This window comes from Roseobacter sp. HKCCA2468, assembly GCF_037805105.1.
Taxonomy (GTDB): Bacteria; Pseudomonadota; Alphaproteobacteria; order Rhodobacterales; family Rhodobacteraceae; genus M30B80.
On record NZ_JBBLYN010000001.1, the window covers coordinates 1239191 to 1251376 of the forward strand.

General features: G+C 55.2%; 14 protein-coding genes and 1 tRNA gene. 3 read left to right on the forward strand and 12 right to left on the reverse strand.

Features of this window, described 5'->3' with window-relative positions; genetic code table 11:
- Positions 1-120: 120 nt before the first annotated feature.
- From AAC620_RS06200 to AAC620_RS06245, 10 genes are all read right to left on the reverse strand, one after another.
- Complete coding sequence (locus AAC620_RS06200; RefSeq protein ID WP_317656328.1) at positions 121-249, reverse strand: hypothetical protein; 129 nt, start codon at positions 247-249, stop codon at positions 121-123.
- 71 nt (positions 250-320) lie between these two features.
- Positions 321-761: a YqaA family protein gene (locus tag AAC620_RS06205; protein ID WP_340243447.1), complete on the reverse strand. Its 441-nt coding sequence runs from the start codon at positions 759-761 to the stop codon at positions 321-323.
- Complete coding sequence (locus tag AAC620_RS06210; RefSeq protein WP_317656331.1) at positions 758-1171, reverse strand: VOC family protein; 414 nt, start codon at positions 1169-1171, stop codon at positions 758-760. The genes AAC620_RS06205 and AAC620_RS06210 overlap by 4 nt, the downstream gene beginning before the upstream one ends.
- A gap of 70 nt (positions 1172-1241) precedes the next feature.
- Complete coding sequence (locus tag AAC620_RS06215; protein ID WP_340243449.1) at positions 1242-2729, reverse strand: mannitol dehydrogenase family protein; 1488 nt, start codon at positions 2727-2729, stop codon at positions 1242-1244.
- Positions 2729-3502 (reverse strand): L-iditol 2-dehydrogenase, encoded by a 774-nt coding sequence (locus tag AAC620_RS06220; protein ID WP_340243450.1) that lies wholly within the window; start codon positions 3500-3502, stop codon positions 2729-2731. The genes AAC620_RS06215 and AAC620_RS06220 overlap by 1 nt, the downstream gene beginning before the upstream one ends.
- Positions 3499-4503, reverse strand: a complete 1005-nt coding sequence (locus AAC620_RS06225) for an ABC transporter ATP-binding protein (RefSeq protein WP_340243451.1) — start codon at positions 4501-4503, stop codon at positions 3499-3501. The genes AAC620_RS06220 and AAC620_RS06225 overlap by 4 nt, the downstream gene beginning before the upstream one ends.
- 11 nt (positions 4504-4514) lie before the next feature.
- Positions 4515-5345 carry a carbohydrate ABC transporter permease gene (locus AAC620_RS06230; RefSeq protein ID WP_317656335.1) on the reverse strand — a complete coding sequence of 277 codons (831 nt, stop codon included), beginning with the start codon at positions 5343-5345 and terminating at the stop codon, positions 4515-4517.
- Between the two features lie 11 nt (positions 5346-5356).
- Positions 5357-6223 (reverse strand): carbohydrate ABC transporter permease, encoded by an 867-nt coding sequence (locus AAC620_RS06235; protein WP_317656336.1) that lies wholly within the window; start codon positions 6221-6223, stop codon positions 5357-5359.
- A gap of 128 nt (positions 6224-6351) precedes the next feature.
- Positions 6352-7656, reverse strand: a complete 1305-nt coding sequence (locus AAC620_RS06240; RefSeq protein WP_340243454.1) for an ABC transporter substrate-binding protein — start codon at positions 7654-7656, stop codon at positions 6352-6354.
- A 115-nt stretch (positions 7657-7771) separates the two neighbouring features.
- The gene (locus AAC620_RS06245; RefSeq protein WP_340243457.1) at positions 7772-8803 is read right to left on the reverse strand and encodes a LacI family DNA-binding transcriptional regulator; all 1032 of its coding nucleotides are present in this window, start codon (positions 8801-8803) and stop codon (positions 7772-7774) included.
- 162 nt (positions 8804-8965) lie between these two features.
- Here AAC620_RS06245 and AAC620_RS06250 point away from each other — a divergent pair, with 162 nt between their 5' ends.
- Both AAC620_RS06250 and AAC620_RS06255 read left to right on the forward strand, forming a co-directional pair.
- Positions 8966-9229 carry a hypothetical protein gene (locus tag AAC620_RS06250; protein WP_340243458.1) on the forward strand — a complete coding sequence of 88 codons (264 nt, stop codon included), beginning with the start codon at positions 8966-8968 and terminating at the stop codon, positions 9227-9229.
- A 158-nt stretch (positions 9230-9387) separates the two neighbouring features.
- Positions 9388-9732: a hypothetical protein gene (locus AAC620_RS06255; protein WP_340243459.1), complete on the forward strand. Its 345-nt coding sequence runs from the start codon at positions 9388-9390 to the stop codon at positions 9730-9732.
- Between the two features lie 70 nt (positions 9733-9802).
- On the opposite strand, the gene AAC620_RS06260 is transcribed toward AAC620_RS06255, so the two are convergent.
- Together AAC620_RS06260 and ychF are read right to left on the reverse strand one after the other, a co-directional pair.
- Positions 9803-9892: transfer RNA gene (locus tag AAC620_RS06260), tRNA-Ser, on the reverse strand.
- 200 nt (positions 9893-10092) lie between these two features.
- A complete protein-coding gene (gene ychF, locus AAC620_RS06265; RefSeq protein WP_317656370.1) occupies positions 10093-11190 on the reverse strand; it encodes a redox-regulated ATPase YchF in 1098 nt (365 codons plus the stop codon).
- 142 nt (positions 11191-11332) lie between these two features.
- Between ychF and trpA the strand changes: the two genes are divergently transcribed.
- Positions 11333-12127: a tryptophan synthase subunit alpha gene (trpA, locus tag AAC620_RS06270; protein ID WP_317656372.1), complete on the forward strand. Its 795-nt coding sequence runs from the start codon at positions 11333-11335 to the stop codon at positions 12125-12127.
- Positions 12128-12186: the final 59 nt, after the last annotated feature.

Here is a 12186-nt window from a genome sequence, read left to right on the forward strand (position 1 = left end):
CTAATGGGGATGCGGCGGCGCGCGGCAGATTTGGGAATTGGTCTTGAGATCAAGAGCGGCCAAAGCGGCACGCAGATCAGTCTCTTTCTCAACCCCCAAACCGTTTGAGTGCCGCGCGGATCACTTGGCGTCTTTTTCGGCCTGACGCTTTTCCCAAGCGGCTTTCTTTTCGAGATATTCTTCTTCTGTCAGATTATGCCAACCCACACATTTACCCGTTGGCGAACGTCCGCATCCACAATCACTCATTATTTTTTCCTCGGCTTTGATCTGTGTAAGGGGGGAGATAGAGAAAGAATGCCCGCTGGAAACCCCTAATCTCAAAAGAAATGCACAGCACCCAAAACAGTGGTCGCCAAAACGATATATCGACCAAATTTGGCGATGCTGATAACCAATACAAACCGCCAAAGTGGCTCGCGCATCACCCCTGCGGCAAGCGTAATCGGATCACCGATAATTGGCACCCATGAGGCCAAAAGGCTGATCCATCCCCAACGCTGATAGCGGTCTTGCGCGCGGGCCAAATTGGCGCGGGATATCGGAAACCAGCGTTTATCGGCTTGTGTCTCAGCCACGCGCCCCAAGCCCCAATTAACACAAGAGCCCAGAACATTGCCAATCCCAGCGACCAAGACCAACAGCCAGACGGGATAGGTCTGGCCAAGGATTAGACCAACCAAGACCGCCTCAGATTGCGCGGGGATTAGGCTTGCCGCAAGGAAAGCCGCCCCAAAAAGAAGCCACAGCCCCCCCATCATACAGCTTGGTGCACCTCGATCACATTGCCCTCGGGATCATGGAAAAAGACCTGATGCCATTCTTTCGCAAAGGCAGTGCCGTAATCGGAATAGGGAATGTTATGTTGGTCAAGCAGCGCCATAAAGGCTGCAATGTCATCTGTGCGAAAGGCAATATGCCCACGTTCGACAGGGTTGATCACCTCGCCATTGCGAAAGGCGACAGACAAATCCTTTGTGGCAAGATGCATTTGCATCTGCCCATCCGTGGCAAAACGAATTTTACCATCATACCCGCTTTGCGATGTTGCCTCAGGGCGCGGGAAAGATTGGATTGGGATGTCGTCCAACCCCAAAACACCCGTGTAGAACGCGTGCAACCGATCCACATCTTCGGAGACGAAATTGATATGGTGAAATTCTAGCTTCATGCTGCGGGCCTTTGTTGTCGAAGATATGTGCCCCGACTATAGGCGCAAAGACCCTGCAAATGCCAAGGGCTTAATCCGCCGCCACATAGGCGCGCAAAGCAGCGCGCAACCCTTGCGACCAAATCAAAGTCAACCAATGGCAAAAGGCTGTAGCAAAGCGCGGATCATCGGCCAGATCACCATAGATCCGCGACATAGAAAGCCATGCCATTGGATCAGATTTTGCGACAAGCGCCGTCTGGTGCAAATCAGACCAATTAGGGTCATTCGCTTCAATCGCTGTTCCATCTTCGCGGGTAGCGGCACACATGCGCGCCCATGCTGCCTCGACCAAAGCGAGCCCTGAAATTGAGCTGCCCTTTTCCAAACCATCGCGCAACGAAGGCAGCACAAAACCTGGATGACGGGACGAGCCATCAAACGCCACGCGGCGCGTTGTGTCGACAATCATCTCATTGCCAAAGCGCCGTTCAATCAGCGTCACATAATCGGCGGGGGTCATATCTGGCACGGGCTGCACAAGGGGCGCGATTTCCTCGCGCACCACTTTTGCAAAAAAGGGCGCAACATCCGCATCCCCCATCGCAGCAGAGATTGTGGCAAGTGACAGAACCTCACCTGCATTGGCCAACACCTGATGTCCGCCGTTTAGAATGCGAATTTTCATCGCCTCGAACGCGTGAACGTGATCCGAGAAGGTCGCACCTGCCAAATCCCAATCGGGGCGGCCCGCACAAAAATCATCTTCGATCACCCATTGGCGAAAGGCCTCGTGGGTGACGGGCACTTGATCATGCAGACCAAACTCCTCGACCAAGGCCAATTCATTCGGCCCTGTCGCAGGGACGATGCAATCCACCATCGAATTGGGAAAGCTGCAGGCGGTGTTGATCCAATCGGCCAAATCAGCATCCATCAGACGCGCAAGCGACACAATCGTCTGACGCAGAACCGCGCCATTGCCCTGTAGGTTATCGCAAGATTGCAACGTGATTGGCCCCTGCTCCTTGGCACGGCGCAGCCGCAAGGCCGCAACAATCGCGCCAAAGGCCGTGCGCGGCTGGTCAGGATGGGCCACATCATGCACAATATCAGGATGGGTCGCATCAAATCCGAGCGTAACAGGGTCGATATAATAGCCACCTTCGGTCACAGTCAGGGCGACAATCCGAATATCCGCCTCAGCCATGCGCGCGATCAGCGGGCCATTACCCTCAACCACAGGGATGTAATCAATCATCGACCCGACCACTTCGGCAGAGACACCTTCGGGATCAAGTTTGATCAATGTCGTCAGACAATCCTGTGCCAGCATTTTTTGACGCTGCACGTCATCGTAAGGGCGCACGCCTGCACCGATAATCGCCCAATCATGCGCCAAACCCTGCTCCATCAGGCGATGCAAATACCACGATTGGTGCGCTCGATGGAAATTCCCAAGACCAATATGAACAATTCCCGCCGAAAGCGCACTTCGATCATAACTGGGCCGCGCAATCTTTGAAGGCAGGCTTGAAAGGTTATCTTGGCTAAGGGCAATCATCGGCACGTCTCGCATCAGCTCATCCAATTCCCGCCATCGACATTATATGTCTGGGCCACGATGTAATCGGCATCCGCGCTTGCAAGAAACACGGCCATGCCTGTTAAATCTTCAGCTTGCCCCATGCGCCCGAAAGGCACGGCTTCTCCTACTTCGCGCTTTTTCTGGCCAAGCGGCTTGCCCTCATATTTTGCAAAAAACGCATCCACCCCGTCCCAATGCTCGCCATCCACCACACCAGGCGCGATCGCATTCACATTGATCCCATGGGAAATGAGGTTCAGCCCTGCGGATTGGGTCAGACTGATCACAGCCGCTTTAGAGGCACAGTAGACCCCCACCAAGGCCTCACCGCGCCGCCCTGCTTGGCTGGCCATATTGATAATCTTGCCCCCCTGCCCGCGGGCAATCATCTTCTTGGCGACAGCCTGCATGGTAAACAGAACGCCCGCCACGTTGATTGCAAAGACCTTGTCAAAATCGGCGCGCGTGATTTCGACAATGGGGGCAGCGGTGAAAAGCGCCGCATTGTTTATCAATATATCAATCCTACCAAGGCTGGCTTCAACTTGATCCACGGCTGCTTCGATACTGGCTTGGTCTGTCACATCCATTTCAACCGCGCACGCCTTGGGGCCAAGCGCCGCTGCCGCCTCTCGGGCGCGGGTTATGTTAATGTCGCCAATCGCAACCTCTGCGCCTTCTGCAATGTAGCGCTGCGCAAACGCGTATCCGATGCCGCGCGCAGCCCCCGTGATCAGCGCCTTTTTCCCAAGAAGCCGTGTCATGACTGGCGGAGCCCCTTTGCATCAAAGCGGTGGATGTGATCGGGGTTTGGCGTCAAATGCACAGTCGCGCCGTAATCTACGTCCATCTCACCCGAGATCCGCACGGTGATCGGTTCGGCATGGCCCTCGATTTGAACGTGCAAAAACGTGTCAGACCCCAAATGTTCAGACACACCAACCTGTCCTGACCATGTGCCTTTGCTTGTGGAAATTTCCAAATGCTCGGGGCGGATGCCAATCGTATGGGCGCCATAAGGTGTAGCCAGATCACCGCCTAACAGGTTCATCTTGGGTGATCCGATAAAGCCTGCTACAAAGGTGTTGCAAGGGCGCTGATACAGCTCCAACGGGCTACCCACCTGTTCGATAACGCCTGCACGCAAGACCACGATCTTATCGGCCATGGTCATCGCCTCGACCTGATCATGGGTCACATAGATCATCGTGGTCTTCAGGCGCTTGTGCAATTCGCTGATCTCAAGGCGCATCCCAACCCGCAACGCCGCATCTAGGTTTGATAAAGGCTCATCAAACAAGAATGCGGCAGGCTCGCGCACGATGGCACGGCCAATGGCCACGCGCTGACGCTGACCACCCGATAATTGCCCTGGCTTACGGTCGAGATAATCCGTCAGGTTCAACACCTCTGCCGCTTGCGCAACACGGGCATCTTGTTCATGTTTGCTCAGCCCTGCCATACGCAGCGGAAACGCGATATTCTTACGCACCGACATATGCGGATAAAGCGCGTAAGACTGAAACACCATCGCCAGACCGCGCTTGGCTGGGGCAATGTCAGTTGCATTCACCCCGTCAATCATCACCGCGCCATCGCTGACATCCTCAAGCCCTGCGATCAAACGCAAAAGCGTGGATTTCCCACAGCCTGATGGGCCGACAAAGACGACAAACTCGCCATCATTAATGTCCAAATCCAGCGGCGGAATAACTTCGACATCCCCGAATTTCTTGGACACTTTGTTTAATGTGATCTGTCCCATTTCCACTCCGCTTATTTAACCGCGCCAAAGGTCAGGCCGCGCACAAGTTGTTTCTGGCTGAACCACCCCATCACAAGAATGGGCGCAATCGCCATGGTCGAAGCTGCCGATAGCTTCGCGTAGAACAGCCCTTCTGGGCTAGAATAACTAGCAATGAAGGCCGTCAGCGGGGCTGCATTGGCCGCTGTGAGGTTCAATGTCCAAAACGCCTCGTTCCACGCCAAAATGACATTGAGCAAAATGGTTGAGGCAATTCCAGGAATGGCCATTGGTGTCAGCACATACAGGATTTCCTCGCGCAAGGTCGCGCCATCCATCCGCGCGGCCTCTAGGATCTCGCTCGGGATTTCCTTGAAATAGGTATAGAGCATCCAGACAATGATTGGCAGATTGATGAGCATCATAACCACAACCAAACCAAAGCGGCTGTCGAGAAGGCCAAGCTCAATGAAGAGCAGGTAAATGGGGTAAAGCACCCCAACCGCAGGCAACATTTTGGTGGACAACATCCACAGCAAAATATCCTTGGTGCGTTTGGACGGCACAAAGGCCATAGCCCAAGCGGCAGGGATTGCCACCAACAGGCCAAGCGCGGTTGAACCAAAGGCGATGATGATCGAATTCCACAGATAGCGGGTGTAGTCCGACCGCTCCTGCACAACGCCATAATTCTCTAGCGTCCAGTCAAAGAACAAGAATAAAGGCGGGTCATTGATCGCTTGCGCCTCGGTTTTGAAGCTTGTCAGGATCGTCCACAAGATCGGGAAGAAGATCAAAAAGCCAATCGTCCATGCAACCAAAGTATTGATGAGCTTACGGTTTGGGGTGACTGCGCGGGCCATGCGTTTCCTCCTCACGCGTCCAAATTCTTGCCAACGATGCGCATCAAGAAGACGGCAACAATATTGGCAAGGATGATGGCGTAGACCCCGCCCGCAGAGCCCAGACCCACATTCTGGCTTTCCAACACGCGTTGGAAGATCAGATAGGTCAGCGTCCGCGTGCCAAAGGCCCCGCCCGTGGTCACAAAAATTTCGGCGAAAATAGACAGTAAGAAAATCGTCTGGATCAAGATCACAATCGTGATCGCCCGCGCCAAATGCGGCAGCACCAGATTGAAAAACCGTGCAACAGGGCCCGCGCCATCCATTTCGGCGGCCTCTAATTGCTCACCATCCAAAGATTGGATCGCGGTTAGCAAAATCAGCGTGGCAAAAGGCAGCCATTGCCACGAGACAATCATGATCAGCGATGTAATCGGCACATCCGATAACCACACAACAGGTTCGGCCCCAAAGGCGCGCCACAAATGCGCGAACAGGCCATTGACGGGATCCATAAAGATATTCTTCCACACCAAGGCCGATACAGTGGGCATAACGAAAAAGGGCGCGATGACCATGATCCGCACGACACCCTGCCCCCAAATGGGTTGATCCAACAGCATGGCGAGGAAGATCCCAAGGATGACAGTGATGGCCAAAACCCCAAGCACGATCACAAGGGTGGTTTGAACCGCAGGCCAAAACGAACTTGAGCTGATAAAGCGGATGTAATTCTCAAACCCGATAAAGCCTTGGTCGCCACCGCGCAGCGGCAGATATTGCCGAAACGAAAACCACAAGGTCATGGTCAACGGAACTAGCATCCAACCAAGCAGCAAGATCACGGCAGGGGCCATCATCACACGCGCAGCGGATCGTGAATGTTGGGTGGCCATCGGCAAATCCTTCACGGGACAGACATCGGGTCTGGTCAATATATAATAACAAATACGGGGGCGATGTCGGAAAATGTGGGAGGCGACCTTGAGACGCCTCCCACGTTCTTGGGGAGGTGGGTTACCGCTTAGCGATAGCCCGCAGCTTCCATTGCTTCATTGGTGATGGCTTGTGCTTTTTCCAAAGCCTCATCAATGGACTGCTGCCCTGCATAAACTGCCGAGAATTCTTGGCTCACTTCAGATGCGATGCCCGCAAATTCTGGGATCGCTGCGAACTGAATGCCGACATAGGGGCTTGGCTCAACGGTCGAGTCGTTCGGGTCTGCGGACAAGATCGAACGAAGCGTCATGTCTGCAAATGGAACGTCTGCGTAGTTGGGGTTCTCATAGAGCGAGGTGCGTGCGCCTGGAGGCACGTTTGCCCAACCTTCATTGGCGGCAACCAATTCGATATATTCTTTGGAAGTCGCCCATTCGATGAACTGCTTGGCTGCATCTGCTTGCTGTGTGCCCGCAGGGATTGCCAAGGCCCAAGCCCAGAGCCAGTTGGAACGCTTCCCAAGGCCATTATCAGGTGCCAGAGCAAAACCTACGTGATCTGCAACAGTCGAGTCATTGGGGTTGGTGACGAAGGATGCCGCAACAGTCGCGTCAATCCACATACCGCACTTGCCCTGCTGGAACAGCGACAGGTTCTCGTTGAAGCCGTTGGTGGCATAGCCCGCAGGGCCAGATTCATTCATCATGCCAACAAAGAATTCCAACGTGTCACGCCATGGCTGTGTGTCGAACTGTGCGTTCCAGTCCATGTCGAACCAACGCGCGCCAAATGAGTTGGACATTGCAGTGATGAAAGCGCCGCCTTCACCCCAACCTGCCTTACCACGCAGACAGATGCCGTTGATGTCATTAGCGCGATCTGTCATCGCTGCCGCCGCTTCGCGGATGAAGGCCCAAGTTGGCGCTTCTGGCATTTCCAGACCGGCTGCTTCCATCAGGTCTGTGCGATACATCACCATCGAGCTTTCGCCGTAGAACGGTGCCGCGTAAAGCGTGCCGTCATAGCTCAACCCGCCTGCCATTGCAGGCAGAAGGTCGGCCACATCGTATTCGGCGCTGAGGTCGTCCAAAGGCACAAGCCAATCATTAGAACCCCAGATCGGCGCCTCATACATGCCGATGGTCATGATGTCGAACTGGCCACCATTTGTGGTGATGTCGGTGGTCACGCGCTGACGCAGCACGTTTTCCTCAAGGGTCACCCACTCAACATTGATACCAGTTTGTTCTGTGAATGTATCCGTATAGCCCTGCATACGGATCATATCGCCATTGTTTACGGTTGCGATTGTGATGGTCTGCGCCATCGCAGCGCCAGCAGTCAGCACAGACAAAGCTGTCGCTGCAAGCAACGAGCGTTTCATAGTCATCCTACTCCTCCCAAGGATTCTATTCAGTGACCAGACGTTACTGACAAGACTTGTTTCCCGTCAATAAAAAAATTTACGCGTGTAAATTTTTATCTTAGCCCTTGATAACCTTGGATTATGCCGAAGCGCGCATAATCAACTCGCCATCAAACAACGTCACTTGTCGGGTATCGCCGCGTTCGCCCGACTCGATCAAAGCCATCATTGTCTCAACGCTTTTCGTGGCAATGCGCGCATAATCATGTGAGATGGTGGTCAAGGTCGGGCAGGTAAACCGCGCCACGGGGTGGTTGTCATGCCCCGCCACCCGCAGCGCGCAATCCGCCTCACGCCCCACGCGCAAACCCAATTCATAAGCCGCCGCCAAAAAGCCAATGGCCAAGCGGTCATTGCTACAGAAAATCGTATTGCTTGAAAAGGCGCGTTCCATAATCACCCGCCGCCCTTCGTTATAGCCGATCTCCTCGAGCGCCCACCCTTCCCCATGGGCCTGCACGACCTGTGGCGCGAACCCCAATCGTTCCATCGCGCCGATATAGGCCAAGCGGCGCTTATTGGCATTTGGGTTGGGCGGCGTGCGCATCTCGAAAAATACGGGCGGCTCGCCTGTGCGGGTCAGATATTCGACCATCTTATCGGTTGCTTGTTCGTTGTTGTGACCCACAAAGGCCTCGCCGATCCCCTCAATATTGGCATCAAAATTCACTGTAGGCACATCAGCGCAAAAGCTTTCCAACGCCGCCCGATCAGAGGCACGCCCAAGCGGGGCCAATAAAACAGCCGCAGGCTTAATCGCGCGTAGTGCGTCCAAATTGCCAACCTCAAGCTGCGGATCGCCATGCGAGCTCAGCAAAATTGGACGAAACCCCTGCGCAATCACCAATGTCTCGATCCGCCTTGCGATTTCGGCAAAAAACGGGTCTGCCAGATAGGGCAAAACAATGCCGATATTCTTCGTCAGTTTGCGGTTCTGGTTCACCGCAAAGATATTGGGACGATAATTGCTTTCCTCCAACGCCTGCTCAATTTTGGCGCGGGTGGCGGGGCGGACGCTTTCGGGGTCGTGAAAATATTTTGACACAGTCGGACGCGACACCCCGCAAAAGGCGGCAAACTCCTCCATATTGCGCACGGGCCGATCTTCCATTTGTCTCACTTTCAATTTTTTACCAAGCTTTACGTTTTCTTATCGCGCGGAAAAAATCAAGACTTGAGAAAATCTCCGATACGGCCCGCAGGTTAACCTGACGCCTTGCCTTTCCTGCCACGGCACTAAGTCAGCGGGACTGACTTGATTTAGGAGGCGAGGATGAATGACCAATCAATGACCCGCGACATGGTGCAACAAGGTCAAATTGATCTCGAAGCGCGCTATGCCCAGTCACAGGCATCACTCAAACAAGAACAGCTAAAACGCGAAGCGGCGGGCTATGCAGTCGGTGCGTTTTTGGGGTGGTTTGGTGAAATGACCACCGGCAAAGGCCCGCTAGCCTGCGCCGTGTGCCTGTCGAAAGCCGCCTGTGCAACTTTTGCAATCGCGGCCCCAATCTATTTTCTGTCGCAGATGCTGTAATCATAGGCGAGATCAAAACACGATGCGACAGGGGGCCAGAGATGGCTCCCTGTCCATTCAGAGAAACCTTTTTTGGTTTACGCGAAAGCTGTTATGCGCGAGACAGGTGTTCGATAGCTCTGTGGCCCCCGCCACGCCTGGGTGACGAAAGCGGAACTGTGCAAACGGAAAATCGCAAAAAACAACCCACCCTGCGCCAGATCAAAACCTTTACCGCAGAATATGTGCCCATCGAAGATCGCGTTCGCCTCAATTGCGTGGATGCGCAAGGCATGACCTTTGCGTTTTGGCTGACCCGCCGATTGAGCGATAATTTTGTGACTGTCGCCGCCGATAAGATCGCAGAGGTCGCCACCACAAAGGGCCTCGGCGGTGCGTCTGCGCATAGCGCAACGCTGAACCAACTTGAACAACAAGTGGCCCGACAAGAACGCGCCGCCGCCTTCCCCAACTGGCTGCGCGAAGATGACAAAATCGACCCATCCATCTCGCTGCTGAACTAACGCAGCGGCAACATCCAAACGACCCCACCAAAACAGCAGGCCCGACTTTATACCGCCAAATAAAGGAAGATGGCGGAGACGATGGGATTCGAACCCACGAGACGGTTTCCCGTCTACTCCCTTAGCAGGGGAGCGCCTTCGACCACTCGGCCACGTCTCCGCCGACCCGTCTAACGACATGGGCGCGCAGGGGCAAGGGGGGAAATCGTGCGAAATGCGATGGGGTATGGGCAAAGCCCTTGCCGCGCGCGGATGGGCGGGATGCACGCTTTGGTAGGGGAAATGGGTGCTGTCTGCCGCAGGCTGGATCGTGCTTGCCTTCGCCGCCGCAGGGGTCACGGGGGTGGCGCGGCAACAGGATTAGGCGTTGAAGAGGAAATGCAGCACATCGCCATCTTTGACGATATAGCTTTTGCCCTCGACCCGCATTTTGCCTGCATCCTTGGCTGCAACCTCGCCGCCCAAGGTGACGTAATCCTCATAGGCGATGGTTTCGGCGCGGATGAAGCCGCGCTCGAAATCGCCATGGATCACGCCCGCGGCTTGTGGCGCGGCGGTGCCGTGGCGGATCGTCCATGCGCGGGCCTCTTTCGGGCCAACGGTGAAATAGGTTTCCAATGCCAGAAGGTCATAGCCCGCGCGAATAAGGCGGTCGAGACCTGCCTCCTCTAACCCCATTTCGCCCAAGAACACGGCGGCATCCTCGGCAGGCAATTGGCTGATTTCTTCCTCAATCGCGGCTGAGATAACGACCGAAGCCGCCCCTTGCGCCTTGGCCATCTCCTCCACCCGCGCGGAGAGGTCATTGCCTGTGGCGGCAGAGGCCTCGTCCACATTGCAAACATATAGCACGGGCTTGGTGGTCAGCAGTTGCAGCATCTTCCACGCTTTTGCGTCATCCTCGGCCACCTCGACCATGCGGGCGGGTTTGCCCTGCTCTAGCATCGCCTGCGCCTCTTTCAAAAGGCGCTCTTGCTGCACCGCCTCTTTGTCGCCACCGCGCACTTTGCGGGTCAGGTTTTGCAGGCGTTTCTCGATGCTTTCGAGATCAGCGAGCATCAGTTCGGTTTCGATGGTTTCAGCATCTGCCACGGGGTCAACGCGGCCTTCCACATGGGTCACATCATCATCAATGAAGCAGCGCAACACTTGGGCGATGGCATCAGTCTCGCGGATATTGGCTAGGAATTGGTTGCCCAACCCCTCGCCCTTAGAGGCCCCGCGCACGAGGCCCGCAATATCGACAAAGGTCATGCGGGTTGGAATGATCTGTTTTGAGCCTGCTATCGCGGCCAATTTCTCAAGGCGCGGGTCAGGCACGGCCACATCGCCCACATTCGGCTCGATGGTGCAAAAGGGGAAATTCGCGGCCTGTGCGGCTGCGGTTTTGGTCAAGGCGTTGAACAGCGTGGATTTCCCAACATTGGGCAGACCCACGATTCCCATTTTGAAACCCATTGCAAGCGACCTCCGTGATGCGCGTTGGCTGCCTTCTAGGGCGAACTGCACGGCGGGGCAATGGCCCGAACCCGTCAGGCCCCATTGATTTCCGCCGCTATTTGCCGCAAACCCCAAACGAACGATTTCGCGGGAGGCACCTATGACACGGATCGACACCACTTTTGCGCGGCTGGCCCAAGAGGGCAAGAAGGCCTTTGTCGCCTATGTCATGGCGGGCGATCCTGATTACGACACCTCGCTTGAGTTGATCAAAGCCCTGCCTGCGGCGGGTGTGGATATCATCGAATTGGGCCTGCCCTTTACCGATCCAATGGCGGATGGCTCGACCATTCAGCTTGCGGGGCAGCGCGCGCTTGAAGGGGGGCAGACCCTCGACAAAACGCTGCAAATGGCGCGTGAGTTGCGCAAAACCGATAATGACACACCGATTGTGATGATGGGATATTACAACCCGATTTACAGCCGCGGTGTAGATCGCTTTTTGGAGCAAGCCAAAGAGGCGGGCATTGACGGCTTGATCATCGTTGATTTGCCCCCCGAAGAAGACAGCGAGCTGTGCATTCCCGCGCAAAACGCAGGGTTGAATTTCATCCGTCTGGCGACACCGACCAGTGATGACAAACGCCTGCCAAAGCTGTTGGAAAACACATCGGGCTTTATCTACTATGTTTCGATCACGGGCATCACAGGGGCCGCCAATGCGCAGGCGGGTGATGTTGGGCCAGAGGTGGCACGGATCAAATCGCAGACCGATCTGCCCGTGATTGTGGGCTTTGGCATCAAGACGCCTGAGGCCGCCGAAGCGATTGCCGGCGTTGCCGATGGGGCGGTCGTGGGGTCAGCGATTGTCAGCCTGATTGAGCAGGGAAAAACCGTGCCAGAGATCACCGCCTTTGTGAAATCCTTGGCCGATGGGGCGCATCGCGCCAAATGATTGCGGGCCTTCGCAAGAATTGGTAAGACTTCCTTACCAGCCTTGCGGAGGAGTGCCAC